This is a genomic window from Sphingobium sp. MI1205, from assembly GCF_001563285.1.
GTDB lineage: Bacteria > Pseudomonadota > Alphaproteobacteria > Sphingomonadales > Sphingomonadaceae > Sphingobium.
The window spans coordinates 1,855,997-1,880,923 of the sequence record NZ_CP005188.1; the positions used below are offsets into that span (position 1 = coordinate 1,855,997).

Annotated in this window: 29 protein-coding genes; 5 read left to right on the forward strand and 24 right to left on the reverse strand. The window is 62.7% G+C overall.

Going from position 1 to position 24,927, the window contains the following annotated elements; all coding sequences use genetic code 11:
- The 8 genes from K663_RS23255 to K663_RS08875 form a co-directional block, all read right to left on the reverse strand.
- The gene (locus tag K663_RS23255; protein ID WP_013846856.1) at positions 1-1,014 is read right to left on the reverse strand and encodes a universal stress protein; all 1,014 of its coding nucleotides are present in this window, start codon (positions 1,012-1,014) and stop codon (positions 1-3) included.
- 114 nt (positions 1,015-1,128) lie between these two features.
- Positions 1,129-2,325: an IS256 family transposase gene (locus K663_RS08845; RefSeq protein WP_037449607.1), complete on the reverse strand. Its 1,197-nt coding sequence runs from the start codon at positions 2,323-2,325 to the stop codon at positions 1,129-1,131.
- A 330-nt stretch (positions 2,326-2,655) separates the two neighbouring features.
- Positions 2,656-5,037: a phosphoenolpyruvate synthase gene (gene ppsA, locus K663_RS08850; RefSeq protein ID WP_030090317.1), complete on the reverse strand. Its 2,382-nt coding sequence runs from the start codon at positions 5,035-5,037 to the stop codon at positions 2,656-2,658.
- A 565-nt stretch (positions 5,038-5,602) separates the two neighbouring features.
- On the reverse strand, positions 5,603-6,142 hold the full coding sequence (locus K663_RS08855) for a lytic transglycosylase domain-containing protein (protein ID WP_013846858.1): 540 nt from the start codon (positions 6,140-6,142) through the stop codon (positions 5,603-5,605).
- Positions 6,143-6,156: 14 nt separating this feature from the next.
- A complete protein-coding gene (locus tag K663_RS08860) occupies positions 6,157-6,750 on the reverse strand; it encodes a restriction endonuclease (protein WP_231746298.1) in 594 nt (197 codons plus the stop codon).
- A 6-nt stretch (positions 6,751-6,756) separates the two neighbouring features.
- Positions 6,757-9,750 carry a MobF family relaxase gene (gene mobF, locus K663_RS08865; RefSeq protein ID WP_013846860.1) on the reverse strand — a complete coding sequence of 998 codons (2,994 nt, stop codon included), beginning with the start codon at positions 9,748-9,750 and terminating at the stop codon, positions 6,757-6,759.
- Positions 9,747-11,897, reverse strand: a complete 2,151-nt coding sequence (locus K663_RS08870) for a type IV secretion system DNA-binding domain-containing protein (protein WP_013846861.1) — start codon at positions 11,895-11,897, stop codon at positions 9,747-9,749. Before K663_RS08870 ends, mobF begins: the two co-directional genes overlap by 4 nt.
- A 172-nt stretch (positions 11,898-12,069) precedes the next feature.
- Positions 12,070-12,369: a CopG family transcriptional regulator gene (locus tag K663_RS08875; protein WP_013846862.1), complete on the reverse strand. Its 300-nt coding sequence runs from the start codon at positions 12,367-12,369 to the stop codon at positions 12,070-12,072.
- A gap of 464 nt (positions 12,370-12,833) precedes the next feature.
- Between K663_RS08875 and K663_RS08880 the strand changes: the two genes are divergently transcribed.
- Positions 12,834-13,157 carry a hypothetical protein gene (locus K663_RS08880; RefSeq protein ID WP_013846863.1) on the forward strand — a complete coding sequence of 108 codons (324 nt, stop codon included), beginning with the start codon at positions 12,834-12,836 and terminating at the stop codon, positions 13,155-13,157.
- Positions 13,158-13,321: 164 nt separating this feature from the next.
- Here K663_RS08880 and K663_RS08885 read toward each other — a convergent pair whose 3' ends face one another.
- Entirely contained in the window at positions 13,322-14,347 is a 1,026-nt protein-coding gene (locus tag K663_RS08885) for an SLOG family protein (protein WP_013846864.1), read from the reverse strand.
- 83 nt (positions 14,348-14,430) lie between these two features.
- Positions 14,431-14,904, reverse strand: coding sequence for a DUF736 domain-containing protein (locus K663_RS08890; protein WP_030538182.1), 474 nt, complete (start codon positions 14,902-14,904; stop codon positions 14,431-14,433).
- A gap of 560 nt (positions 14,905-15,464) precedes the next feature.
- On the opposite strand from K663_RS08890, the gene K663_RS23840 reads away from it, so the two are divergent.
- The 3 genes from K663_RS23840 to K663_RS24625 all read left to right on the forward strand — a co-directional run bounded on the left by K663_RS23840 (position 15,465) and on the right by K663_RS24625 (position 16,654).
- Entirely contained in the window at positions 15,465-15,770 is a 306-nt protein-coding gene (locus tag K663_RS23840; protein WP_013846866.1) for a hypothetical protein, read from the forward strand.
- Between the two features lie 45 nt (positions 15,771-15,815).
- The gene (locus K663_RS08900; protein ID WP_013846867.1) at positions 15,816-16,211 is read left to right on the forward strand and encodes a hypothetical protein; all 396 of its coding nucleotides are present in this window, start codon (positions 15,816-15,818) and stop codon (positions 16,209-16,211) included.
- Between the two features lie 293 nt (positions 16,212-16,504).
- Positions 16,505-16,654, forward strand: a complete 150-nt coding sequence (locus tag K663_RS24625) for a hypothetical protein (RefSeq protein WP_013846868.1) — start codon at positions 16,505-16,507, stop codon at positions 16,652-16,654.
- 25 nt (positions 16,655-16,679) lie between these two features.
- On the opposite strand, the gene K663_RS08905 is transcribed toward K663_RS24625, so the two are convergent.
- From K663_RS08905 to K663_RS08915, 3 genes are all read right to left on the reverse strand, one after another.
- Positions 16,680-17,132 (reverse strand): type II toxin-antitoxin system VapC family toxin, encoded by a 453-nt coding sequence (locus K663_RS08905; RefSeq protein ID WP_013846869.1) that lies wholly within the window; start codon positions 17,130-17,132, stop codon positions 16,680-16,682.
- A complete protein-coding gene (locus tag K663_RS08910) occupies positions 17,129-17,443 on the reverse strand; it encodes a type II toxin-antitoxin system Phd/YefM family antitoxin (RefSeq protein WP_013846870.1) in 315 nt (104 codons plus the stop codon). Before K663_RS08910 ends, K663_RS08905 begins: the two co-directional genes overlap by 4 nt.
- A gap of 87 nt (positions 17,444-17,530) precedes the next feature.
- On the reverse strand, positions 17,531-18,133 hold the full coding sequence (locus tag K663_RS08915; RefSeq protein WP_013846871.1) for a hypothetical protein: 603 nt from the start codon (positions 18,131-18,133) through the stop codon (positions 17,531-17,533).
- Positions 18,134-18,367: 234 nt separating this feature from the next.
- Between K663_RS08915 and K663_RS24310 the strand changes: the two genes are divergently transcribed.
- Positions 18,368-18,544: a hypothetical protein gene (locus K663_RS24310; protein WP_013846872.1), complete on the forward strand. Its 177-nt coding sequence runs from the start codon at positions 18,368-18,370 to the stop codon at positions 18,542-18,544.
- A gap of 111 nt (positions 18,545-18,655) precedes the next feature.
- On the opposite strand, the gene K663_RS08925 is transcribed toward K663_RS24310, so the two are convergent.
- The 11 genes from K663_RS08925 to K663_RS08975 form a co-directional block, all read right to left on the reverse strand.
- Positions 18,656-19,660 carry a deazapurine DNA modification protein DpdA family protein gene (locus tag K663_RS08925; protein ID WP_013846873.1) on the reverse strand — a complete coding sequence of 335 codons (1,005 nt, stop codon included), beginning with the start codon at positions 19,658-19,660 and terminating at the stop codon, positions 18,656-18,658.
- A gap of 91 nt (positions 19,661-19,751) precedes the next feature.
- On the reverse strand, positions 19,752-19,952 hold the full coding sequence (locus K663_RS08930) for a hypothetical protein (protein WP_013846874.1): 201 nt from the start codon (positions 19,950-19,952) through the stop codon (positions 19,752-19,754).
- Between the two features lie 136 nt (positions 19,953-20,088).
- Complete coding sequence (locus K663_RS08935) at positions 20,089-21,174, reverse strand: hypothetical protein (protein WP_013846875.1); 1,086 nt, start codon at positions 21,172-21,174, stop codon at positions 20,089-20,091.
- A 194-nt stretch (positions 21,175-21,368) separates the two neighbouring features.
- On the reverse strand, positions 21,369-21,770 hold the full coding sequence (locus K663_RS08940; RefSeq protein ID WP_030538185.1) for a hypothetical protein: 402 nt from the start codon (positions 21,768-21,770) through the stop codon (positions 21,369-21,371).
- A 51-nt stretch (positions 21,771-21,821) separates the two neighbouring features.
- A complete protein-coding gene (locus tag K663_RS08945; RefSeq protein WP_143761318.1) occupies positions 21,822-22,091 on the reverse strand; it encodes a hypothetical protein in 270 nt (89 codons plus the stop codon).
- A gap of 351 nt (positions 22,092-22,442) precedes the next feature.
- Positions 22,443-22,865, reverse strand: a complete 423-nt coding sequence (locus tag K663_RS08950; protein ID WP_013846877.1) for a putative toxin-antitoxin system toxin component, PIN family — start codon at positions 22,863-22,865, stop codon at positions 22,443-22,445.
- Entirely contained in the window at positions 22,855-23,106 is a 252-nt protein-coding gene (locus K663_RS08955; protein ID WP_013846878.1) for a type II toxin-antitoxin system prevent-host-death family antitoxin, read from the reverse strand. The genes K663_RS08950 and K663_RS08955 overlap by 11 nt, the downstream gene beginning before the upstream one ends.
- A 205-nt stretch (positions 23,107-23,311) precedes the next feature.
- Positions 23,312-23,836, reverse strand: a complete 525-nt coding sequence (locus tag K663_RS08960) for a hypothetical protein (RefSeq protein WP_119034652.1) — start codon at positions 23,834-23,836, stop codon at positions 23,312-23,314.
- A gap of 122 nt (positions 23,837-23,958) precedes the next feature.
- Positions 23,959-24,507 carry a hypothetical protein gene (locus tag K663_RS08965; protein WP_013846880.1) on the reverse strand — a complete coding sequence of 183 codons (549 nt, stop codon included), beginning with the start codon at positions 24,505-24,507 and terminating at the stop codon, positions 23,959-23,961.
- On the reverse strand, positions 24,504-24,698 hold the full coding sequence (locus tag K663_RS08970; RefSeq protein ID WP_013846881.1) for a hypothetical protein: 195 nt from the start codon (positions 24,696-24,698) through the stop codon (positions 24,504-24,506). Before K663_RS08970 ends, K663_RS08965 begins: the two co-directional genes overlap by 4 nt.
- A 28-nt stretch (positions 24,699-24,726) precedes the next feature.
- A complete protein-coding gene (locus K663_RS08975; RefSeq protein ID WP_013846882.1) occupies positions 24,727-24,915 on the reverse strand; it encodes a hypothetical protein in 189 nt (62 codons plus the stop codon).
- Positions 24,916-24,927: the final 12 nt, after the last annotated feature.

The window sequence follows — 24,927 nt, forward strand, 5'->3', positions numbered from 1 at the left end:
TCAGACCTGAATGGCCGTTGGCAATCTCACGCTCTGGCTGGCGGCAGGCGAAGTCATTTGCGCCTTGCGACTCGCCGAAGGCAGGACGAGCATCGGGACACTGCAATGGGCCATCAGATAGGAGGCAACCGTTCCGTACGGGACGTCCCTGACATGCTGATGCCCGTGCCCGCGTGCGGACATCACCGCGAGATCAGCCGCTTCGCGATCGATCAACGCGCAAAGCGTGTCGCGAACGTCGCCGCCACGGATGACAATCGCGCGAGCGCGAAGGCCCATCGCCGAAAGATTGGACCTGGTCCGATCCAGATAGCTGCGCGCGGCCTGCTCGTTGCGTTCGATCAGGTTTTCGCGCAGCGTCTCGTCTTCGGTTTCCAGGGGTCGCGCCTGGATCATTTCGGGCGTGGGGACGACATGAACGAGCAGCAGCTCAGCGTCGGCTGCCTTCGCGAGGCGCACCGCAAGGGGCAGCACGCTTTCGGCCCAGCGCGAGCCATCGAGCGGCACCACGATCCGTCGATAGGCCGAACCCGGGACGGGCGCTTCCACCGGAACAAGCAGGACAGGGCCTGGTGCCTGGGACAGCACCTTGTGGACTGTGCCCCCGACGCCGTCGCGGCCGGCTTCCTTTCGTCCGCGCCTGCCCAGCACGACCATCCCTTCGTCACACTCCCGCACGTACCGGCAGATTTCCTCCGCCGCCGGTCCTTCTGCGAGCTCAATGGTCGTTTGAGATGAGGACGGTTCGATCGTCGCAGCACAACGATCGAGCACCCGCATGGCCTCGCGGCGACGAAGATTGCACTCGATGGGGTCAGGCCGTGCGTCGGGCGACGCGTCTCTGTCCAAGACCTGAAGCAGCGTTACCGGAACGTCGAGCGTTGAAGCCAGAGCAAGAGCGTGTGGATAGATCCACGCGTTGCGATCGGTGCAATCGATGCACGCGACGACGCCGGATGTCTTCGCGGACATTCGGGGCTGGGAGAAGGATGGAAAGGCAGATACGGCAGACATAGGAAAACCTCCTGTTGCCGTCCGTCTCCCCGCTACCGGCGGCGCTCATTCCGACTGTTGCTATCAACGTCGGTTGTGTGCGTCAAGTTCTGCAAATAGCGGCGGGCATGCTGGCTAGGCGGCTTGACGTAGATCGGCTTTCTTCATCTCCTTAAGGTCGTTCATGTTGAGATAGCGGTTGGCTTCGAGCCAGTTTTCGTGGGTCTCGACAGCAAGCGAGCGTATGAGGCGCAAACAGCTGTCTTCATTGGGGAAGATACGCAGGACGATCGTCCTGCGTTTGATTTCTTCGTTAAAGCGCTCGAGCATATTGGTGCTCTTCATATGTTTATGATGCTGCCGCGGAAGCCGGTAGAAGGTGAACGTCTCCTCGATGGTTTCTTCCGCCCAGCTGGTGAGCTTGGGGTATCGTGGCGACCATTTTCTCAGCCAGGCAGCCAGATCGCTTTTGGCCTCTGATAGTTCGCGACGATCGTAGATCCAACGCAGCTCCTGCAGGCAGTCGTCATCAGCTTTACGCGGCAGATGGTCGAGAGCATTTCTTAAAAAGTGCACGTAACAGCGCTGGAACCAGGCATCTGGCAACACTTCACGAACAGCGGCTCGTAAACCCGCATGGTCATCGGCAACGATATATTCGACACCGTGGAGGCCGCGCTCCTTGAGGCCGACGAGAAAGTCCTTCCACGAAGAGCGGCTCTCGCGGTTGGCGAGCTCTACAGCCAGAATCTGGCGCCGGCCTTCCCAGTCCACACCCAGTGCGACGAGTACGGCGCAGGAGCGCACCACGCCTGCCTGGCGGACTTTCTCATATTTGGCATCGATGATGAGGTAGGCGAACGGCTCGTCCAGCCGACGTCGGGCAAAGGCTGTCAGGCTCTCGTCCAGTCGCTTGTTGATCGCTGAGATGGTCGAGGCGGAGAAGCTGTGGCCGCAAAGCTCTTCGGTGATAGCCTTCACCTTCCGGGTCGACACACCCTGGACGTACATCTCGGCTAACGATGCCACGAGCGCCTGCTCCGAGCGCTGATAGCGCTCAAACAGCTCGGTCGAGAAACGGCCGTCGCGATCCTGCGGCACCCGCAGCTCCAGCTTGCCCACCCGCGTGATCAGCGTCCGATTGTAATGTCCGGATCGATAGCCAACACGGCCGTCAATGCGTTCGCTCTTCGAGGCGCCAAGGACATCGGTCATCTCACCTTCCAGCATCTCCTGCAGCAAATCCTGCACGATCTCCCGCAAGGCGTCGCGGTTCGCGCCCATCAAATCTTTGACGGCCGCTATCGATGGTCTATTCTCATTCCTGGTCATGGTGGGGCTCCATTGGGGTTGGCGACTTTGAACATCACCAGCCTGCCATGGCCGCTCAAATCCTCAATGGATTTTGCAGAACATCCCGCACACTACCTCAACGTCATCTGGCCGGACCCTGTTCCCCGATTCCAGCCAGCACTCAAAGGCTATCGGCGGTTCCAGGATGGGGCCATTAGGGCTTTTACGAATGCCGCCGGACTCAGACGACGTTCTCGGGTAACCTTCCCGAGCTCGCGATTGCGCGACAATATGCGGGTGAACCCAGGCGGATCAGCACCGGTAGACGCAATTTCCTGTACCTCGCATCAGTGTCATTTCACCCGGCGCTCAGCCCGATTGTCCCTCCGCCTCCGCGACGGCCTTGATCGTTCGCACGAAGCTGTCGGGATTGAGCGACATGGAATCGATACCCTCCGAAATCAGGAACGCCGCAAAGTCCGGATGGTTGCTCGGCCCCTGGCCGCATATGCCGATCTTGATGCCCGCCGCGTGCGCCTTGCGAATGGCTTCCGAGATCATGCGGGTGACGGCTTCGTCTCTTTCATCGAAGAGATTGGCCAGAATCCCGGAATCGCGGTCGACACCCAACACAAGCTGGGTGAGGTCGTTGGAGCCGATGGAAAATCCGTCGAAGCGCGTAGCGAACTGCTCGGCGAGAATGACGTTCGAGGGTATCTCGCACATCATGTAGATTTGCAGCCCATTCTCCCCGCGGCGCAAACCGTTCTCGGCCATCGCTTCGAGCACGCGATCCGCCTCGGCCGGCGTGCGGCAGAAGGGGACCATGACGATGACGTTCGAGAAGCCCAGTTCCTCCCGGACCCGCTTGAGCGCGCGGCATTCGAGAGCGAAGCCTTCGCGATACCGTTCATCGTAATAGCGCGAGGCGCCGCGGAAGCCGAGCATCGGATTCTCCTCATCCGGCTCGAAGGCGTCGCCGCCCACAAGGTGCGCATATTCGTTCGTTTTGAAATCGCTCAGGCGCACGATGGCGGGGTGCGGGTAATAGGGACTTGCAAGCTTCGCGATGCCGCGCGCGAGGACATCGACAAAAAACTCCGATGGGTCGGAATACCCCTTGGTCAGATCGCGTATTTGCCGTTGAGCTTCAGCGCTCACGCGATCCGGGTGAACCAGTGCCATCGGATGCACCTTGATATGCGCGTTGATGATGAACTCCATGCGCGCAAGGCCGACCCCTCGGGCAGGAAGCCGCCACCACTGGAATGCCGCCGCCGGGTTCGCGATATTGACCATGATGTCCGTCCGGGTGGCCGGCAGGGAGCCGATATCCACGTCCGTCACGGAAAAATCGAGTATGCTGGCGTAGATTGTTCCGACGTCACCGTCAGCGCAGCTGATCGTGATCTCGCTGTTCTCGGCAATGATCTCGGTCGCGTTTCCGGTGCCGACGATTGCGGGAACACCGAGTTCGCGGCTGACGATGGCAGCGTGGCTGGTGGTGCCGCCATGATTGGTCACGATCCCCGCCGCGCGTTTCATGACCGGAACCCAATCGGGGTCAGTCGTCTCAGTGATGAGAATAGACCCGTCCCGGAACTGGGCGATGTCGGCGGCGGTCCGGATGACACAAGCCTTGCCAGCAGCGATGGCTGTTCCCACCGCCGCGCCCGTCAATAGCGGGTCGCCTTTCTCCTTGAGGCGGTAATGCCGGAATGTCGAAGTGCTGGCCTGGGCCTGAACCGTTTCGGGACGCGCCTGGACGATGTAGAGTTCACCAGTCTCGCCGTCCTTCGCCCATTCCATGTCCATGGGACGCTGGTAATGGTCCTCGATTGCCACGGCCCACCGCGCGAGCTGGACGATATCGCTGTTATCGAGAACGAAGCTCTGACGCTCCTGCTCGGTTGTCTCGACGATCCTCGTACGGTGGCTTCCGCCTTCCCCATAGACCATGCGGAACGCCTTACCGCCCAACTCCTTGTCGATGATCGGTTCGGTCCCCGGCTGCGCGAGAAGCGGTTTGAATACGACATATCTGTCCGGGTTTACGCTCCCCTGGACGACGGTCTCGCCCAGCCCCCAGGCGGCGCTGATGACGATAGCATTTGGAAAGCCAGTTTCGGTATCGATCGAGAACATGACGCCCGATCCGCACAGGTCCGAGCGGACCATCTGCTGAATGCCGATCGACAGCGCAACCTCGAGATGATCGAAGCCTTTCGCATCGCGGTAACTGATCGCGCGATCGGTGAACAGCGAGGCGAAGCATCGACGACAGGCCGCCAGAAGTGCGGCCCGGCCCCGGACATTGAGGAAGGTTTCCTGCTGGCCCGCGAAGCTCGCATCCGGCAGATCTTCGGCGGTCGCGCTGCTGCGCACGGCAACGGCGGGACGCTCTGTGCCGGTACGCCGGCCAAGTTCCGCATAAGCGGACACAATCTCCTCGGCGATATGGGAGGGCATTTCCGCTTCCAGAAACAGACTCCTTATAGCCTGCCCCGCTTCCTGAAGGGTGCATCCGCCGGAGTGGAAGGCGGAGAGATGTTCCGTAATGCGGGGTGCAAGCTCATTGTCGTGAATGAACGCCCTGTAAGCGTCCGCAGTGGTGGCAAAGCCAGAGGGCACCTTCACGCCCTTCTGAGCGAGGGCCGCGGTCATCTCGCCTAAAGACGCGTTCTTGCCGCCTACGGCCTGCACATCAGCGATACCGATGTCTTCGAACCACAAAATCATCGGCTTGGACATAGCTCATCTCCAGCTTGCGTAAGGTGCCAGAGGCCGCCTCAAGGTTTCACCCAGCCACCTCTTTTGTGGTCACCATCACCGCGCCGACTGGCAACGTCACTACGTAAGGCTCCTGAGTGTATCGATGGACTTCGGCTCGATCATCAGATTGACCGGATCAGCTCCGGCCGGATGGCCCAAGATCGAGAGCAGGTTATGGGCAACACAAATGCATGATCGACGAACTGCGGGCGCGGGCGTAATACTCACCCTATCGCGCCATTGCCTGCCTGTCGTCAGTTTCACCGATCAGCAGATCGCAGGCCGTCCACCAAGCCTGCCAAGCTGTGCAAGTCCGCCAGCCCCATCGAAGGAGTACACTGACGTAAGAGGACGGCGAACGACGCATCGCTGAATTGGGGCGGAAGCTGCAAAGCGCAGGTGGCCAGCGCACGATCTTAGGTACGATCCCAGTGTTCGCTGAAAAGGGATGACCTCGGAGGGCAGATGCAGCGAACGGGCTGCCTGCCCAGCCTTGGAGTCCAGCGTTGAAAGCTATTCAACCGCTTGTATTCATCGCCCAAAACTACCTCACCAGGTTCCCGCGGCTTGCCGCAAACACGTCCGGGCCAAACCGCCGACGCATGTGGCTTGCGACCTTCTTCGCATAGGCGACCTGCCTCGCCTCGGTTGGGCTATGATAGACGCCAACCGCTTTCCAATAGTCTCCGGTCGCTTCCAGCCCGGACAGGAATATCCAGCGTGCCGCCTCGACATTAAAACAGGGATCGTAGCGCAGCCAATGACGGATCTGCTCCTGGGGTCGTTCGAGCAGTCGGGACATTTTCGGCACCCAGCTACTGTTGATCTGAAGCGGCCCGAGATCGTGGGTGCCGTTGGTATTCGCGATCTCCGCGCCCAGCCAGCCAGCCTCCTGTGTCCGCAAGCCCCAAAGCGTCTTTTCAAGCCAGGCACGCCCCCGCGCGGCGACGCGGATGCAACGGGCGATTTCGGCGACCTCACCAGGTGCAGCTTGCTTCGCCAGCACAGGAGCCGGCGTCAGTATGACGGACAGGATCGCTATACTGGTGAGCGCCCTTCCCGCTACCGAGGCCTGGAAAATCATTGATCGACACGCCCTCATTGCACTATCCGATCACGAAAATCGGAGGGGCCACGTCGAAGAAGATCGCGAGACGGCAGACCATCCGGCTCGAACGGAGCGCCGGTCAGCAGCGCAAGCAATCGCTGCCCGGAGACGATTTCGATGCCATCGGCGCTCGAACAGATCGTGCGGCTCATCCCGCCGGTGCGACCGGTGTGGATGAACATGCCGCGCCGCCGCCGCGCAGCGCAAAGCATGGCGAACTCACGCACATGTTCAGGCTTGATCGCATCGCGATACCGCTTCGCCTGGATCAGCCAGCGCCGGCCATCGATGATGACCTCCCCGTCGACGCCGCCGTCCCCGGTATAGCGGCGATTACGGATGACGCGGTGCCCGCGCTGCTCGAAGGCTTCGAGCAGTAATTCCTCGAACGCCAGCGGATCCATCGCGCGCAGCCGGGCATAGTGCAAGACGGCGGGCTGATCGCGATCCGGTCCGCGCAGCTGCTCGCACATCGTTCGAGCCTGTCGGCGTCGCCAGCGATGACGGATCGGAACGCGATAATGGCGGTATAGCAGGGCAACGAGGGCGGCGCAGGCGATCGCCATCAGCAAAAGTTCCATCATCTTCTCCTATCGGTCATGCCCGCCGCCACGATCGCCATGATCGTGCTGCGGCTGAGGTTGGGATTGGGGTTCTGGTTGGTGGACAGGCTCGCGCGTACCCGCGCGATCGGGCTCCGCCGGCGCGTGCTGACGGTCCCGTTCGATCGTGCCGCGCAGGAAGCGGTCGACCAGCGAGGCAGCCTCCTGCGCGCGGCCGGCGAGGATCTCGGCAAGACTGTTCGGGCGGGGTTCGGAGCGGCCCTGCCGTTTCCGCTCGCGCTGCTCCCGCTCGGCATTACGGGCGGCGCGCTCGCGGGCATTCTCCTCGCGGGAGCGGTCGTGCCGGTCCTTGTGGCGAAGTCCCCGCATCTTGTGGCTGTCGGCCCTGATCCGGCCGAGCCCTTCGAGCGACGAGGTCTTCTCGCCCGATCGCGAGGCGAGCTTTTCCGCGAGACGTTGCTGGCTCTCGGTCCAGAGCTTCACGCCATAGGCGGCGCGAGTGATGGCGGTGTAATAGTTCTGACCGTTGACGAGGCCGGATTCCACAGGCGCCAGCGCATAGACGCGGTCATAGGTCTTGGACTGCGACGAATAGACGGTTTCCGAATACCCATGATCCCAGGTCCGGTGGACCGAGAGATCGACCTGCTGGACGCGCTCGCCGCGGTCCCATCTGATCGTCGCGATATTGCCCTCGAGCGCCAGAACGGTGCCGCGTTCGGCATTCTTGACCTCGAGTTCCTTGTTGACCAGCCGCCACTGGATGCGGTCGCCCTGGGCAAGGTCGCGCTTCTCAGGCAGGAACACATTGACATGCGCCGCCTTGCCGAGGCCCGGACGCCATTCGATCTGGCGGCCATGCTCGTCGACCAGGCGCACGACCTGGCGGCCATGATTGTTCCGGCCGACCCCGACGACGCGATAGTCGGCGTCGCGTGCGATCCCCAGCCTGGGATTGTCGCGCGTGAACTTGAGCACCTGGCCCGCGCTGTAGAAGCGCGCCATCTGCTTTTCCTGGTCGGTCAGGCCGGACGGGGTCAGCACTTCGAGCCGATGGTCTTCGGCCGCGACGGTGCCCTCGCGTTTCAGGACTTCGCGGATATGGCTGTTGACGATCAGACGGGTCGCGTTGTCGAGGACGAGGATATTGGTTTCGCCCCGTATCTCCGGTTTGAGCCGGGTCCAATCGGCGACCATCGCCTTGGCGAGGTTCTCCGCGGTGTCGCCGGTGGTCACGCGATCCAGCGCGGCGAGCGACGCGGCATAGTCGCCCTTGCGCGCCATGTCCGCGGCCTCCTGCGTCGCGTCGGTCAGGTGGCGCCGCGACTCCTTGAGCTGGCTAGTCGGCAGCCCGAGTTGCTGGAGCAGCCAATAGGCCTTGCCCTGCTCGATCGCGCCCGTCTGCTTATTGTCGCCGAGGAATATGAGACGCGCGCCGGTCGCGCGGCTGATCTCCAGCACGCGCAGCGCCTGGCGGTTGCCGAGCTGGCCCGCCTCGTCGAGCGCGAGAATATGCCTGTCGGTAATGCCATAACCGCCGCTCGCGAGCAGCGAGGCGAGCGTGCGGGATTCGATGCCCGCCTTGTGCCCGAGTTCCGCCGCCGCCGAAGAGGTCGGTGCGAGCGCCACGGTGGTATAGTCGTCGCGGGTCGCATCGACCAACGCGGCGACCAGGGTGGATTTGCCTGCGCCGCCGACACCATGCACGCCGACCGCCCGGTTTGTGCCGCTGCCGATGGCGATCAGCGCCGCGGTCTGTTCGGGCTTCAGCCTGGCGGCCGTCGCAGCCTCTTCCAGCCGTTCACGGGTGGCAACCGGCTTCGCATCGCCCATGGCCAGCGACAGATGCTCGGACAGGGCGAGTTCGAGTTTGGCGGTCCGGCGCGATGTCCGGCCGCGCGGAAGCGGCTGGTCGCCGGTCTGGCGCACCGTGACCAGCAGCTTGCCCTTGTTCTCCTGCGCATCGTAGAGCGGCCGCACGTCGCCCAGGCGGACCTCACCGACATGCGATGCGAGCGCGGTGCGATAGAGACGGCCTATATTGTTGACCGCCTCGCGCGTTTCATTCTGGCGGATGCCGAACAGAGCGGCGCGGCGGGCAACGCGCGGATCGGTCTCGATGGTTCGTTCACCCCGCTCCTGCGCCGCGGCCTGGAGCCTGTCGAGATCTTCACGATAGGGTTCAGCACGCACGCGCCATTGCTCGCGCAGGTCATCGAGGCCGATCGTCTCCTTGGCCTTTCGGGTCGCGAAGAAGGAGATCCGGCGCTGGGCCTGTCCCTCAAGCCCGTGCTCCGCGGCATGCTCGTTGATCTGCTCGGCGCGCTGCGAATAGTCACGGATAAGCTGGCCGGGCATGCCTTCGACCTCGAACAGCCCCTTACGCGGATCGAACACGATCTCATGCCCCAGCGCGCGCACGTCGCGGGCAATCTCGTTGCGATAGATCTGACCCATGACGAGCTGCTCGGCATACATCGAGCGCGTCTCGAGACTCGACATGCGGTCGCCATTGAGATGGTTGGTCATGTTGAGAATGACGACATGGGTATGGAGCTGCGGGTCGTGCTCGCGGCTGGCATATTCGGTGAAACGCGCGAACAGCAGCCGGCCCGTCGTCTCGTGGACGATCTCGCCGTCCACCCGGCGGCGCAGCTCGGCATGTTCCTCGGCATAGGCAAGCGCAACCCCGACCGCCCGCTCGTGCGCGGCAAGGATGCGCTCGTCGCCCGTGACCAGCGCCAGGATCGAGATCGACTTGGGCGCGCTGATCGTGAAATCCCAGCCGGGATGATGCTGGATGCCTTCCTTGCGCCGGCGACCGAGCTGCTGGTCGCCGACCTTGCCGGCGAGCAGTTCCTCGAACTGCTTGGGGTCGACAGGCCCGGACAGGCCGAGGCTGGCGGCGAGCTTGCCGCCCCATTCGGAGGGTTCGTTGCCGCCCTTGGTATAATAGTCGCCGATTGTATAGTAGCGGCCGATATTGGCGGGTGTCCCCTTGAGGCGGCGAGGATGGATCATGCCGGCTTCGCCTTCTCACGCGGGCCTTCGGAACGGCCATGGCTGTCGAGCCGCACACGGATCGTGCCGCGCGTCGCCCCCAACAAGGGGATGGGGGTGGCAACCCTGTTCTCCTCGTCGGGATGATCGTCGATCGGCGCTCCCTCGTCCGTCATGCCGGAATCGCTGTGGTCGGTGGGTCCGAACACCTCATCCTGCGGCACGGCGTCCTGGGGATCCGGCAGGCTGGGCGGCTCCTGGGTCGGCTCCCGCGCCGGCGGGGGATTGGCCTCGCCGGTAAAAAGATCGCCTTGCCCCGTTCCGGGAGACGGCGGCGTGTCCGGATGTCCCGGACCCTGCCCTCGCCTCGCGGCCTCCTCCCGCGCCTGGCGCGCGCGGCGCTCTGCCCACGCCTGGGAGATGATGGCCTTGCCGAGCGGCAGCCTTTTGGGGGGCTCGGTGCGTTCAACGAACGCGGCCGCGATCGAAGGCAGCGGATTGAAGCGATCGGTGAAACGGACGACGGGGAGATTGCGCCCGAAACGGAGGAAACCCGAAAGGTTCGGCAGATGGGTGACCTCGGTGTCCAGAACCAGCGGGCGGGTCACCTGCATGCGACTGAGGTTCACCCCGTCGCGCATGTCATTGACGCCGTAGCTCATCCCCTCGTTGGCTTCGACCTGCTCGACCCGGCCAAGGTTTTTGGAGATAAGTTCCGAGGTGTCGCTATCGTTCGCCCGGAGCGCGACCCAGGTCGAGCAGTAGCCGGTGATGGCCGCCGCATCCTCCTTGCCGTAGGTCGCGGTCAGCTGGGGATAGGACTGGAACCCCAATATGCCGCAGCCGCCATATTTGCGCGCACGGGCGAGGAAGTCGGATAGGCTGGGGAGCTTCTGGAGCGTCGGCAATTCGTCAATGACGCAATAGAGCCGCCGGTCGCGGTCGGGCGTGAGGCTCATGATCGCGCTGATCGCGATGTCGAGCCAGACCGTGATCAGGGGGCGCAGCGAAGGAAGCTGGTCGGCCTTGACGGTGACGAACAGCCAGCTGTCGTCCTTCTCGTCCTCGACCCAACGCCGGATCGAGAAGCCGTCCTCGGTATCGTCGAGATAGGCGAAGCTGCGCATGACCGAGGCAAGCTCGGCCTGGACGCCGGCCGAGGTGCGCTCTCCCTCGGCGGAGATGAAAGCGGCGGCATCGGTGCCCTTCACATAGGCGGCAAGATCGGCGAGCGGGGAACGCAGCACCCGATCAAGCAGGACCGAGATGAGCGTGTGCTTCTGCCGCGCGAGCTTGCGCAGGACGGCGACCAGCGTGCCGCGCGCGGCCTTGCTCCAGAACGGATCGCCATGTTTGTCGGGGATCGTAGATTCCGCGATCTGGTCGTAATGATACTCCCGCGGAACATCGACCCAGGGACTCCAGATGTCGGTGCGCTTGTCGAGCGGGTTGAGCAGGATGTCCCTGCCGGGGCGATAGAATTTCTCAACGAAGCTCCCGGCCGTGTCATAGACGATCGCCCGCTTACCCTGCTTGCGGATGCCTTCGAGCATGGTGGTGATGAGGTTGGTCTTGCCCGTTCCTGGAGCGCCGACCAGCAGGATATGTTCGGGCTCGAAGGCTTCCGGCACGGCGACGCCGCCGATTGTGAGCGCCCCCTTCTTCTGCCCCCGGAGCGCGCGCCGCACTTCCGAGGCCGTCCCGAAGCGGGCGCCGCGCAGATATTCGTTGGAGCCGAGCCCCTTCCCAGTTCTGGTAAAATAGAACCAGGCACTGACCAGTCCGAAGAGGGCGACCACACCGGCAATGGCCGCCCCGTGGATGAGGTCCTTTTCGAGTTTGTGGAGCGCCTGCTTCGCGACACCGGAGTCGGCGAGGGTGTCGGCCGAGGTCCAGTATTGGCGCCCGTCGGGGGTGCGGAACAGCACCGGGTCATTGGTCCCCGGCGCCGCATCCGCCTTGATGGTCGCCTCCACCAGCTTGGCGAGGACGAAGCGCTGATAGTCGGTCGACTTTTCGAACGCATACCAGCAGGTCCCCATCAACCAGAGGATCAGCCCGGCCAGCACGGTCTGGAAAAAGACCTGGGTGGTCATGCGGACATTGTGGACGATCGCCTGCCCGCCCCGCGTCCAGCTCCCCAACGTGTCGTTGCGGAAGATGCTCATGGCCGGCCCCTCCCCCGAACGGCTGGCGGTGCGCTACGGCATGCCCCCGGATTTGGGATGGCCCTGACCGGCAGGGAATAATCGCAGGCAATCGCGCGGCCGGACGGGAAGCCCGCCGAGGGGGAACGCGAGGCCGGGCATGTGTCCGCGAGGTGGGGATCCGCGCGCCGGGTCATGGCTGTTCGTCCGGTGAGAGCAGCCCCTTTTCGAGGAGCAGCGCCCTGGCGTCGGCCATGCCCTGTTCGAGCGTCTCGGGCGACCGGCGTCGCACCGATGCCGCGAGGATAGAGAGCGTCTGCAGGACGCAGGAGAGGATTTCGTCCTGCGTCGTGTAGACGTAGCCGCCGCGGGGATCGGCGGTCTGGTCGATCGCGGGGCGGAGGAGTTCGGCGACGCTGACGCCGACTTTACGGGCACGGCGCTGCAGCCGCTCGTAAAGGGCATCGTCGATCCGGATTGTGACCCTTGCCAAGGTGATGCTCCGACTGGAGCTTCGACAAGGAGGTCACGACGCACAGCAACTATAGCGCAGACAAGCGACGATCACAATAAAATCAGCGTGGCGGACGTGTCTGCCAGCCGGAAACGGCGGAATTGCGGGGCTTTTTCGGGCAATAGTACTGAGGCGGCAGACGCGTCAGCCAAATAACGTGAAATCTGGCTGACGCGTCTGCCAACGGAAACCATTGATTATAGGGCAGTTTCAGGCCACAGCACCCGTGCGTACGGTGCATTACAAACCGCGAAGCGCGTGCGTCGCTTGCCCGCAGCAACGGAGTTGCTGCGTCATCCCTACCGCTGCCGGGCGCACCCATTGCGGTGGTGGTCGATGTGGGGAGATAGGTCGCGCTATGCGGTGGGGTCGCTTGTGGCGCGGGTGCGCCTGTGCGACAAGGATCGCGTGACGAGCGGGCCAGCCTGAGAAGGAAACTGGTCATGCCTAAAATGTCTGAACGCGATAGGCTCGCTGATCTGGAAGATCGCGAGAAGAGGATTGCGGTCGAGAAGGCTGCGCTACGCAAGCGGCTACGCGATCGCTATGCGGCAATGGTGACGGCGCTGCCGGTCGAGCAATTGACGGAACGCGAGTTCCGGGACGTGCTGGGCCATGTGTTGCGGTTGGGCGGCGCTGCCGCGCTGGCTGCGCTCAAGGGGGCGTCGGGTGCCTCCGATGCTTCCCATTCGGGGAAAGCGCCAGCCGCGCCAAGGCCCGCAAAGGGGGATGACGGTGGGGCGCTCGGCCCTTCGGTGGGGGCGTGAACCTGTCGGCCCTTCCCCTTTTGGTTCTTCCCGCCGCCGCGCCGTCAGGCGCGGCGGCGGCCGGGGGCACGACAAAAGGCCAGCGCGCGGGGATGCGCGCCAGCCTTGGCGGGTCTCGTGTGATGGGTAGCGCGGCGCTGGGGGAAGCGCCGCGCCGTTTGGTTTCAGGCGCTGCGCCGTGCTTGCCTGAACGTGTCCCCCTCGCCGTTCTGCGGCTTGCGGGATGCGGGGGCATCCTTGGGCTTGCGGAAAGCATGGATGGGAACGCCTTGTTTCCGCATGGTCTGATAGAGATTGGCTTGGATGCCGGACCCTTCGCAAAGGACGGCTTCCACCGGCTCAAGCTCGCCCATCTTGCGGTTTCGCTGATAGGGAGCCTTGCGCCCGCCTCCATAGAGGCCATAAGCGACAACGGGGACGCCTTCCCGCGCTGCCCATGCCGCCGCGATGGCGTCCGCCCCTTTCCGCTGCCCGGTGGTAACAAGCGTCATATGCGGAACGCGGGCCTTGATCTCTGTCAGCTTCGCCCAAAGCGGTTCCCATTCGTCCCAGATGGCGGGGCCGGAAAAGATGACGACGGGGCCTTGCGGCTGGTGCTTCTCGCGCTTGGCAAGGGCGCGTTCCTGCAAGAAATCCAGCGCATTGATATAGCTTGCGGTGGTGACGGATGACGCCTTGCTGCCCTTGGTCGGTGCCCATGCGCGACGCCAGCAAGCGCGATACATGGCGGCGGCATAGTCGCGCATCGTTTCGATGGCGGCGCGCTGTTCCGCAAGCGAGCGGCATTGAAGCTGGGTATCCTCAAGGTCTTTGTTGAATACCTCGCCCGGTTCCATGCACCGCGTCATATCGCGGATTTTGTCGGCTAGGCGATCCTCCCGGCGCTCCACCGTTCCAGCGACAAAATGGAAGCTGTTGACGATACCCCAAGCAATATCCGGGGCGAGCGGGTCAAGCCGCGTGTCCGTCAAGAGGCAATAAAGCGACGTGATAAGTTCGCCGCAAACCTTCTGCGCGGTGAACGGTTCGGGCATCTCATGTTCGCCCGGTTCGTCGCCGTGTTCGATGATGGACAGCGGCAACGGATCGCCAAAGGATGCTTCAAAAGCGGGGGTTGCGGTTTCCTCCGCGATAAGTTCCGGCAGGTCGGCAAATGTGCTAACGGCCTTCTTAGCTGACTTCTTCGTCATGGGTCTGACTCCTGATGGCAGGATGATCGGTTAGGGTCCGGGGAAGCGTTGCTGCGCTCCCCCGGCCCGTCTTGGTCCGGTTCCTAGACTCTCACCTCGTCGTCAAAATCGGATGCGGCCCCTTGGCTGGACAGTCCGCCGCTTCCATCGGCGGTGCTGTCACCGAAACCGTAGTCATCGCCACGGTTGCCGGAAGGCGCATTGTCGCGGGGGGTGCGAATGGCGGGGCCGAAATCGTCGCGCTCCTGCCTGCGCCATGCCACCCGATAGCCTTCCTCCACCGAGCCGAAAAGCGCGATGGGCAGGGCTTCGGGCATCGACGGGTCATCAACATGGCCTTGCAGGAAAACCTCGCCGGTTTTCTTGGCGACGGCTTCCCAAAGCGCGCCGACCTGAACGACACGGCCCCCGACATTGGGCGCGATGATCTCATAAGCCGGGGCCAGTTCGTTTTCGCTTTCCACCGGGCGCAAGGCCAGCTTGGGCAGGTCGATTGCGCGGGTGGCAATCCATCCGATGATGCGGCCCTTGTTAAGGTTAAACTCACCGATATTCATAGCCTTTACTCCAAACGATGCTTCCGGGGCCAATCCCCATCTGCACCTATACTTATACCCCCTCCCCTTTTTCGAGTATATTCTATTGTTTTCTTGACAGTATTTCATCGCATTTGGTGAGCCAGAGCCAATAATACGGACGCGGTAGCGTCTCGAACAAAGAAAAATATGGCGAAGCCATTCCTTCCTGATCAGCGGAGGACGCGACGGTGGCCGTCTGTCATCGCATTCGGAGCCGCCGTCGCCGGGGCTCAAGGGTCAGGGCTGGTCGGGGCAAGCAAGGGACGTCGCGCTGCGGCCTTTAGAAAAGCTTGGAGTAGAAGGGGCCTGCCGACCGCTTACCCCAAGCGACAACGTCGGCAGGCCCCTTCTACTCCTAGGTTTTCTTGGCCGGAGGCAGCCCTTGCTTGCCCCGACCAGCCCTGGCACGCCGAGACCCTGCGAGGCGGCGCAGAATGTGATGACAGACATCGTGCGACGCTGATTGCGGGCCGAGGCGTCCTCGCCGAGGTCCGCGGCGACGGTGCCGCAAGCGCGACGTTTGAGGAAGGAAACAGAGCGTGCCTCTGGGGATGCTACGCCGGCCCGAGCCAGAGAACGTCGAGGAGGCTGGGGCTCGCCTTGCGTCCCTCGACGACGACGACTGCGTCCACCAGCGGCGGGAAATCCTGCGCGCCATTGAGGCGCCAGACGTGGCCATCCTCCATATCGAGGAGGAAACCGCGCTCGGTTCGACGCAGGCGTCCCCGGAGACGCAGGGGTGCGACCGTCCCGATCACGGCGCGGGATGCCGGCCGATCGGGGCGGCCCATGCGGAAGACGGATTCATGACCGCGTTCCCGTTGCGAGGATCATTTCCATTGTGACTATGTTTGCCCTATGTTCCAGTGATGGATGAAAGGACTTTCCCCATGATCGCGGACTATCTCGCCACCTTCGATTTCAACCTGTCGCTGATCGATGCGGTCAACGACCCCGACATCGCGGATGTGCGCAGCCAGATCGCCGCCCTCGCGCTCGGGGAAGATCTCGACAGCGGCTACTATGCGACCCAGGAACTGGCTGAGGCCTTTCTGGAGGCGGCCCGCGAAGCCAATGCCGAGATCACCGATCCCCATAGCCCCGCGCGGGAGAAGCTGGTGGATATCCTCGACAGCGGTCCACCCTATCAGCGTAACCTGTTCGACGCGGTAGCCACGTTGCCGTTGGCGGACGCTGCGAGCCATCTCGCCTGGCTTACGGGTGTAATGCGTGATCGCGCGGACATGTATCGGCCGGTCGAGGCGGCGCGTCTATCGACACGCTGAAGACCCCGCACCCACCTGCGGCATCCGGTAATTTCGCTCGGAACCGACTGGCAGTTGCTGCCCGGTTGGTTTAGAGGAGCGTGTCCGCCGGTGGCGGGCCGGAGAGTCGAAACTCCGAACAATAGAGTCGGCGCATGCCTTGCGGCCGGATTGCCTGTATTATGTCCAGGCTCCGGCTAAAGATCAGGCACGCGTTCTATTGTTCGCGTCTTTCGACCGTCCGGCTCAGGGGCCGGCATCCTCCTCCGGGGAGGGTGCCCGCCGACTGAGCGCGACGGGACGGAGAAGCACACATGACAGACGAAGAGCCAAGGCTGGAAAACGCCATCAAGCACATGGAGGCGGCACTTGAGTGCCTCGTCGACCCCAAGGACCAGGTGGTGGCGATAAGGCTTTCGCACGCACTTGACCTCGCACGGGAGCGATTGCTCGAAAGAACCTGAGGAAGGATATCCTTCCCCCAACTGGTCAGGATAGCGCCAGTGTCGTGGGATCATCCTCCCACGGATTGAATATGGCCGCACCGCTGTGACGCACATCCTTGACGTTGCGGGTCACGAGATAAAGCCGGTGCTCGATCGCGGTGGCCGCCAGCATCGTGTCGACAACGCTCGGTGTATGGCCCGTGCCTAGCTTGACGTCGCCGGAGATTGCTCCCCATCGCCGGATGATCGCGTCATCAAGGGACAGAATGCGACCTTTGAAACGCGCTTCGAGTGCATCGCGAGCCCCGATATAGCGTGACCGCTCAGAATGGTCGGCAGGTATGGCGTGGATGCCCTTGTCATATTCACCGAGCGTCAGGATGCTGAGGAACAGCGCTTCTTCGGGCTGCTCCGACGCCCATGTCTTCACGCTCGGCGCGCCGCCCGGATTGATGAGCGCGGCAATCACATTGGTGTCGAGAAGCCAGCCGATCACAAGACGATATCCCGTCCGCTATCGCGTTCGCGCGTCAGATCGACGCCGTCGAGGTGCAGTCCTTCGAGAAAGGCGACGAGCGGCTTCTTACGCTCGGGCGGCAGCAACCTTTCGAGTTCGTCGGCGCTGATGATAACGACGGCATCCTTGCCGCGGACCGTGACGCGTTGCGGCCCTTCGCTGCGGGCCAGGCGAACGACCTCGCTGAACCGCGCCTTGGCGTCTTCGAGCTTCCATCCGCGCGCCGCTGGTGGAAGCCTGGAACCACCTTTGCGTGCGGGGCCGTCACCGGCCCGTTTGGGTGTAGTCATGAGAATTCTCCATCTGACCAGCTAGTCAGATATAATGGCCCAGCTGTATCGGCGCAAGCTCGATCCGGCATCGGCGGGTCCCGTGCGTCATGCTGGCCTGATCCAATCGCGGGCGGGTGCCCATCCGAGAATGTCACTGCCGCTGTCGCCGACGGCCTCGCCCGATATGTCCCGCCAGGGCGATCGAGGCCGATAGACCGGCATATAGCGGGCGGTGAGCACTTCGAACGTAGAGCAGATATAGCCGCTGAGACGGATGGCAAGAACGGGCCGATCGTCGTCCGGAAGGCCTGTGAAGACCGAAAGGAAGCCGGGCGGGATCGGGAACAGCGTGCTTTCGATCATGGCGCGGGCAAGCCGCGTCTCCAGTTCGCCCGCTTCGGAGCCCCAGGGATGAGCATCGATGTCGAAGCGATCGACGGCATCCGGCGACGGGCGGATCGAGAATTCACCAGACCAGCAGCGACTGTCCGGGTTCAACGCGGGGACCTCTGCCTTGGCGGCGTTATTGCCCGTATCGGCACGAAACCAATCCGCCATCGCCGGCGTAAGCTGGCCGGTCAGGGCCCATGCCTTGATAGGGTCCGGATCGCGCTCGGGAAATTCGACAAGCCACCATTCGGCGCGATGATGGAGAATCACGCCATAGCAATGACGCTCGGCCGAATTGGATTCGGGACACTGGGTCACGGATACCTCCTTTTTGCGGGCTTGAAGGCCGCAATTGCCCCCATCGGCACAGCCAGGCCGTGCGGCGACGGTGATCGGTGGTTGCAACCGCGCGTCGTTCACGCCAATCTGGCGGTCAATCTTGTGAATTCGCAGCGACAGGCGTAATCGGAGCGTCTCGGACCTGTGAAAAACGGGCGGTCGCCTATCGCCGCTTTGAAAAAGAAACAAAGTGCTCCGACAGGGATGCTCGTGATGAACCTGCCTATCGTGTATCAGCCGCATGCCGTTTCTGATGACGGCGCAATGAGCTTCATGCTCTTTATGGCGGATGCCTGGGCCAAGATGCAGCCGAAGAAGCTAACGCTCGCAGATATGGACGAGTATTGGAACTTCTGTCGGGATGACGAGGTGAGGCGGGCGAGGAGATGATTCGATCGATGGGCAAGACCCTGCGTGGCGTCCTCGACCTTATAGGCCGGTGAGTTCTTCGCACACCGCATAGGTCAGCGACCGAGGCTAAATTCACCAGGACCTGCGTTACTACGTGGCGCTATAGGTTTCAGCCGCCCACTGCGCGACCCACCCTTCGGTGATTTGCTCGTGCGCGATCTCCCCTTGTTCGATCAAAGTGCGGATTTCCGCCCGGGCGAGATCGAGTGCTCTGTCCCATGCGTTTCCGGCCGAAAGCGCAGGTTTCGTGAGCGGCAGATGATGCTGGAATGCGGCGTCGCCCCCGTCGAGCCGGGCCTGCTGCCGGCGTTGCCATCGCTCCATATGACCGGCAACGAACTCGTCGGTCTTCGAAAAGCCTTCGCGCCACGCCTCGATCCGCGCGGCCAGAGAATAGGCGCAGGAATCGAGGCTGGCGATGCGATGCGCAAGCGGCCGCAAATAATGGAGGGCTGTTCCCTTCACACCGAAAAGGTGGAAGCGGAGCGCAGGGTCTGCGTCCCGGTCGAGCCGGCTTAGCACCGCGAGAAGCCCATCAGGACCGGACACCGTGCGGCGGCACATGGAGCCGATACCGACAACCATGCCTGGCCGAAGGATACCGGCAATGCCGTCGAGGCATCGCAGATAGTCGTCGGGATGCCGTCCCTGGATGACGGGCATGAACCGGGCATCGATTCCGCGATCGGCGGCTCTTGCATGACAGGCATGATTGAGCGCGATGGTGCGCGAGATACGGTCGAGGACTTCGTCGCGGTCGCGGGCAATTTCCTCTTCGGTGCACAGGTCGAGGCTCGCGAAGCGCCGAAATGGGTAGCTTGCGGCCAGTTCGATATAGTCATCGGCCGTCCAGGGCAGCCCGCGGTAGCGATGAGCGACGACAAAGCCGGCGGAGTCGAGGTCGATCGACACCAGGCGCGAGGCATTGGCCAGCGAACGCAGGTTCCAGCCCGCCCAGCGCGCATAGCCCTCGCGGCGATCCCATCGCGACAGCGCGTTCGCTGAAATGAGGACCGGATAGCGCATCTCGATCGCGCGCTGGAGAAGCGGGCCACGATTGAGATGCGGGAGGCCGACGATGATCTCTATGTTCATGCTGGCCTCCGCGACGTCACGCTTCTCAAGCGAAGGGTCGGTGAGACGAAAGACGGTTACGCTTGCGGGAGCCGGAAATCCTCCTGCCCTTCTAGAACCAGCTATTGCAAAGGTTGCAACGACTCCACCAGTAACCGTGCTTGTCGCCGACCTTATAGGCGTTGATGTTGAACCGCTTGCCTGTGGGGCTCGTGGGATCATCGTAGCACTCGGCTGCGCCGCAGTTGGGGCAGGTAATGCTGTCGATTACGACGATTTCGGGGATGTTCGTGGTTTGCTGGCTGCTGGACATGGTTGGTGAACTCCCAGATGAAACTCATCCACCAACCACCCCCTTTCCCCCTGTGGAGAGCGCGAAGGGCGCCATGTTGCCGCCCTGTTGTTGCACCAGTCTGTCGCGCCAATGAGCGGGCCGATATGGGGCCGGGTTAGCCCAACCCGGTCACCAGCGCATGGGCATCGGCTTCGCAGGCCGCCGCTCCAAGCCAGACGGAACTGCCATCGCGGCGTCCGGCATAGAGTCCGAAGAACTGCGGCGCGACACCCACCGTTTCGGCGGACATGCGGGCGCGCGAGTCCTGCACCAGGCCGACGATATCGACGTGGCCATTCCAGTCGACAGGCAGGGGCAGCAAGGGACTGAATGCCTGGTTCTTCGAGAGCCCCTCGGACCATTCGGGATGATGATCGTCGAGAAAGGCGGCCACGATGCGGAATGCGCCGCTGTGGTCATTATGGATCGCCTCCAGCAGCGGAGGCATCGCGAGCAGCTCGTCCATCATGCTCCGCACATAGATTTTGAAGACAGGATCCTGCCGCCGGCTTCGTTTGGCGGTAGCGAGTGCCGTCTGGAGTTCGAAGAGTTGGGCGCGGGCGTGTGCGAGCGGCGTTCCGGTTGTCAGGTCGGGTTGATCGAAGATGTTCCCGAAGCGCCCGCCCGTCGGTGCCGTGCAGGTCTGTTCGAAGATCGTTACCGACAGCGCGTCCCAGCCCGCGGTCGATATGGCTTCCGGATTGGTATAGAAGTCGGGTTCCATGCCGGACAATTGATCGAGGGCATCGACCCTTATCCGGGCATTGGCGATCCGACACGAACCTGCTTTGATATCCTTTTCAAGCGCGATCTGGAGTTCGATTGCGGGAAGCGCGATACGCCGCGGACCATTGGCGGGGTCATGAGGAAAAAGGCCACGCCTTTCGATCAGCTGGTCGATCTGCGATGCGTCGCGTTCATCGGAGCGTTCCTCGAACATGTCGGCGGCAAGGGTATGCCAGACGGAAAGCGTGAATGTGTCGAACGGAACGATCTGGCGCGCGGCCATGCAGTCGTCCTCGCTTTCCATATATTCGACCCAGAGATCCCCTTCACCAAGGGCGTCGTTTTCAGGGTCATAGGCAAGCCTGCGCGCAACCATCAGCTCGTTGCTGGACAGCGCGACAAGATCGGCGGACGGCTGGGAGGAAGTGTCGACGGCGGGTTCGGTCGCGGGACCGGATGGCTGATGGATGGGCATGGGTTGTTCCTTATGGAGATCGGAGGATCCATGATGGCCCCTCGCCCATCACCTCCTTCCTCCTCTTCTGCGGTCCAGACCCGCTAGAAAATGCGTCTGGCGGCAAGCTCGTCCGACAGGCGCATGGCGGGTTTCCCAAAGTGTGGTTGCTGTGCGTGATCTCGCTCATCGTATCGAACGGGTGGAAGGACAATCTACAGGTCCGACCGGCGCCAGACATTCTTGGCGCTATCGGCGTGAAAGGCTGCGAGGCCCTGTCCATCCAGTTCGGCCTCGACGCAGCAGGCAAGATCGCCGGTCTCGCCGATGCCGGGCCGCTCATAGACATAGAGGTCGAACAGTGCCGTGCCGTTGGCGAGCGTATGACGCTCACGGATGCGCGACCAGGGATGTGTCGTGTGCAGATCGGTATCTTCCCAGTCGGGATCGTCGGTGATCGCACGAATGTTGAGGCCAGCGGCGCCGGTGGCGAGGTTGACGCGTTCGGCAATCTCGATTGCGAAGCGACGGGCGGAACTATGCCGCCGTGCAATCTGTTCGGCGGTCGAACGAAGCTGGCGGATATCATTGGCCGTCAGCCGGACGGTGGCTTGCATGTCGAAGCTCCTTCAGTTCGCGGGGATGTCCCAGCGCATTGCTGCTCGTCCCTATCGGTCGGGAAGCGTGATCGTGACGCCTGCGAGGAAACCGCTTTCGTCGACGGCCACGCCTTCGGGCAGCGCACCCATGCGGAGGAAGTTCGCGATGCCATTCTCTTTCAGGGCGCGCGTCACCATGGCGAGGAACAGGTCGCTGTTCGCATAGGCTCCGAATTTTCGTGAGCGGCGAAAGGCGTTCATATCGCAGAGGTGGCGCGCGATGCTGGGGATCTTGATCCGGCGATACGCGATGGTGTCGTCCGTGTAATAGATCGTCACGATTTTCGCCCGGAACTGGATGGTGAGCATAAGAACCTCGCAAGAAATGGCGGGATTGCGTCCAACGATGGACCGTCAGCGATCAGGAAACGCCGGCGTTGAACCGCTCGAGCCAGCTTCCGATGGTCGGGAGTTGATCGGGCGGCAGCCTCGCCACGACGTCGAGGAAGCCGATGAGATCGGTGGACGCTTAGGCAACGATATGATCGAACTCGTCGGGATCGAGCAGGCGCCGGTCGCAGATGAACTTCGTCATCGAGCCGGGCCGCACCTCCCATTCGCGAAGACTTTGCGTCGAGGAGTGCCAGAGTCATTCGCAGCTGCGCTAGCGTGGCGCCGCCCGGGTCAGACCTATGCGGAAATCCGCTTCAGCATGTCCGCCGGCGTCAGGATCGTAATCGCTGGCAATCCCTGAATGTCCAGCAAATCCCTGTCGCCACTCACAAGCCAACGGGCCGATCCGGCAATGGCGGCGCGGATGAACATATCATCATCCGGATCTCGGCTGCTGACCGGAAGAGCATCGTCATTCAGTTCCACCCAGTCGGCGATTGCACTGAAATCGTGTAGAATCTGATTTCGACGCTCGATGGTCAGATATCTGTCGAATTTCGGACGCCAAAGACGGGAACGAAATTCCTCGAAAGTGGCCTCGGCGAAGATCAGCCGGGCATGGGCGATCACCCAGAGCGTCACCCTTGCGGGGGTCGAATCTGCTGAAAGCGCGGCGCTGATGAGGACATTCGTATCGATAACGAACCTGTCACCCTTCATCGGACAGCAGACGCTCCAGTTCGCTATCGGTAAGGCCCTTCTTCGCGGCCTCGTTGGCGGTTTCGCGTAGCGTGCTGGCGAGCCTGTCCGCGTAGAACGCCCGCATGGCTGCATAGTCTTCCGGGGAAACCATCACACCCACAACCCGATTGCGGCGGGTTACGCGCACCGGCTCGCGCTGTACGCGGTCGATAAGTTCGCCGAAGCGGGTCTTGGCTTCGTTGGCGGTGATGGTCTGCATAGCTGCCTCCATTCGACCGAATTGATCGAATCGTTCGATTCACTATCTAAGAAGGAGAAGCCTGTCTTTCAAGCGGTCTGTGCGCCGGCGCTTGCGCGCGCGCCGTGCATGACGGCGCTACCAGCAGTCCGAAAAATCGGGAGCCAGCTGATAGGCGCTGTCCCTACCCGCGACGGCAATATGTCGATGTCAGAAGAGGGCATGATCACACTCCATCGCTATGGATAGATGACGCCAAAAACGCCATCCGTTCCGCATCGCTGGCGAGGGTGACGAAACGGTCTTCAGGGCGAAGATAGACGACGACATACCGCCCGCGCTCGCATAGTCGCCGGATGTTGGCGCGACTGCCCTGACTCGCTCCGTCCCATATGACGAATCCGACACCGGCGAGGCGGCACATTTCCCGATCTTTTGCGCTATGGAAGGCGCGCGTGCCCGCAGGAGCATCTGCTCGGATCTGCCGGACCGGCCATATGCCGATATTGTGCCGGGGGACGGAACCTCCGCAGAAGATCGTGACGTGACGCACACCGCAATCGGCAAGAAATCGTTGGACGGCCGCATCCGCGCCAGGGGCGTCGCCGATCACGACGGGTAACTCCTTGTCGATGACGGCGCCGAGCCGCTTCATTACGCTGGCCGGAAGCTGTCGGATGGAGAGCGATCCGGAGATGAATATGGGCGGCGTGGATACGCGATGGTATGTGGCAGAATCGCTGGCGGTCATGGCAAGCTCCCAGGGAAGTTCACCGCCAGCCCCTCCTACTCCCCTCCTTGCGGGCCCTTTCGCAATGGCCGATCCTGTGGTCCCCTCCGAGGGCGCGCGCATATCTTGCCGGCGCGATCCCGTCATTCTCGATGTTGCGCGATGATCCGTCGGGCGAGCACCTCGATTTCCTGACGATCGGCGGTTTGCGTGCAATCGCCCGGATAGACGATGAGATCGTCCGCCGCCGCGCTGCCCTTGCTGATGTATATCCGCCAGACATTCCGGCGAATTTCTGCCTGCTCACGCGCTTCGGTCAGAGGATTTAACAGGTCCGCCCACTGGCGCCGGTCGGGGTCATCGGAGAGATCGGTCCAGTCACTCAACATCCCCCAAACGGTATAGCCGTCGATCTGGGCATGATGCTCGCGCGTTGCACGCCGCTCGGCCTCGCGTTTCGGTGCGTCGCGTCTTGCCTTGGCCTCCGCCTGTTTCCAGCGGACCGACGACAGACCCTGTTCGAGGCCCTGGATGACGCCGGCCGCCACGGCTTCCTGTCGCTTGGGCACGATATAAGAGTGGTGCGCGGCCGCAATCTGTTCAGCGCCGTATCGCGCGAGCGCAAGCAATGCCTGCAGTTCGGTCTTGCTGAGAGTGACCCGAAGGCCGCTCGCCATCGCGTGCGTTTTCATGGGCGGCGTTCCTTGTGCCAGGGTTTGAGGCCCGCGAGCGGGAGCTTGTATTCCCGCGCGGTGTGATGACGCTCCTCGGAAAAGAAGCCCCAATGGCCGGTCGATGAATATCGCAGGAAGAAGAGCTTCTCGTTTTCCTCGGTCCTGATCCACATACCCGGCTCGATCGGGTATCGATCGGCAGCGTTCATTGGCGCCTCCTCGACGATAGGATTTGTCTCAGGCGACGTGCAGAACGAGATTTTCGTCCCTCGCCGGCCGGGTCTCCGTGACGCGGAACGGCTGGAGCGGGCTGCCGGTGCGGATGACATACTGGTTGCGGCCGGTGGCGCTGCGGCGCTGAATCGCGCAGGCATATGCGTGCTCGGCGCTCGCCAAACGCTCGCGAAGGGGAGAGAGTTGGGCCATGATATCCTCCAT

Bases quoted from the DNA above. Each gene is read 5' to 3' on its own strand.
- K663_RS23255 (WP_013846856.1), bottom strand. From the start codon at position 1,014: ATGTCTGCCGTATCTGCCTTTCCATCCTTCTCCCAGCCCCGAATGTCC.
- K663_RS08845 (WP_037449607.1), bottom strand. From the start codon at position 2,325: ATGACCAGGAATGAGAATAGACCATCGATAGCGGCCGTCAAAGATTTG.
- ppsA (WP_030090317.1), bottom strand. From the start codon at position 5,037: ATGTCCAAGCCGATGATTTTGTGGTTCGAAGACATCGGTATCGCTGAT.
- K663_RS08855 (WP_013846858.1), bottom strand. From the start codon at position 6,142: ATGATTTTCCAGGCCTCGGTAGCGGGAAGGGCGCTCACCAGTATAGCG.
- K663_RS08860 (WP_231746298.1), bottom strand. From the start codon at position 6,750: ATGATGGAACTTTTGCTGATGGCGATCGCCTGCGCCGCCCTCGTTGCC.
- mobF (WP_013846860.1), bottom strand. From the start codon at position 9,750: ATGATCCATCCTCGCCGCCTCAAGGGGACACCCGCCAATATCGGCCGC.
- K663_RS08870 (WP_013846861.1), bottom strand. From the start codon at position 11,897: ATGAGCATCTTCCGCAACGACACGTTGGGGAGCTGGACGCGGGGCGGG.
- K663_RS08880 (WP_013846863.1), top strand. From the start codon at position 12,834: ATGCCTAAAATGTCTGAACGCGATAGGCTCGCTGATCTGGAAGATCGC.
- K663_RS08885 (WP_013846864.1), bottom strand. From the start codon at position 14,347: ATGACGAAGAAGTCAGCTAAGAAGGCCGTTAGCACATTTGCCGACCTG.
- K663_RS08890 (WP_030538182.1), bottom strand. From the start codon at position 14,904: ATGAATATCGGTGAGTTTAACCTTAACAAGGGCCGCATCATCGGATGG.
- K663_RS08900 (WP_013846867.1), top strand. From the start codon at position 15,816: ATGATCGCGGACTATCTCGCCACCTTCGATTTCAACCTGTCGCTGATC.
- K663_RS24625 (WP_013846868.1), top strand. From the start codon at position 16,505: ATGACAGACGAAGAGCCAAGGCTGGAAAACGCCATCAAGCACATGGAG.
- K663_RS08910 (WP_013846870.1), bottom strand. From the start codon at position 17,443: ATGACTACACCCAAACGGGCCGGTGACGGCCCCGCACGCAAAGGTGGT.
- K663_RS24310 (WP_013846872.1), top strand. From the start codon at position 18,368: ATGAACCTGCCTATCGTGTATCAGCCGCATGCCGTTTCTGATGACGGC.
- K663_RS08925 (WP_013846873.1), bottom strand. From the start codon at position 19,660: ATGAACATAGAGATCATCGTCGGCCTCCCGCATCTCAATCGTGGCCCG.
- K663_RS08930 (WP_013846874.1), bottom strand. From the start codon at position 19,952: ATGTCCAGCAGCCAGCAAACCACGAACATCCCCGAAATCGTCGTAATC.
- K663_RS08935 (WP_013846875.1), bottom strand. From the start codon at position 21,174: ATGCCCATCCATCAGCCATCCGGTCCCGCGACCGAACCCGCCGTCGAC.
- K663_RS08940 (WP_030538185.1), bottom strand. From the start codon at position 21,770: ATGCAAGCCACCGTCCGGCTGACGGCCAATGATATCCGCCAGCTTCGT.
- K663_RS08950 (WP_013846877.1), bottom strand. From the start codon at position 22,865: ATGAAGGGTGACAGGTTCGTTATCGATACGAATGTCCTCATCAGCGCC.
- K663_RS08955 (WP_013846878.1), bottom strand. From the start codon at position 23,106: ATGCAGACCATCACCGCCAACGAAGCCAAGACCCGCTTCGGCGAACTT.
- K663_RS08960 (WP_119034652.1), bottom strand. From the start codon at position 23,836: ATGACCGCCAGCGATTCTGCCACATACCATCGCGTATCCACGCCGCCC.
- K663_RS08965 (WP_013846880.1), bottom strand. From the start codon at position 24,507: ATGAAAACGCACGCGATGGCGAGCGGCCTTCGGGTCACTCTCAGCAAG.
- K663_RS08970 (WP_013846881.1), bottom strand. From the start codon at position 24,698: ATGAACGCTGCCGATCGATACCCGATCGAGCCGGGTATGTGGATCAGG.
- K663_RS08975 (WP_013846882.1), bottom strand. From the start codon at position 24,915: ATGGCCCAACTCTCTCCCCTTCGCGAGCGTTTGGCGAGCGCCGAGCAC.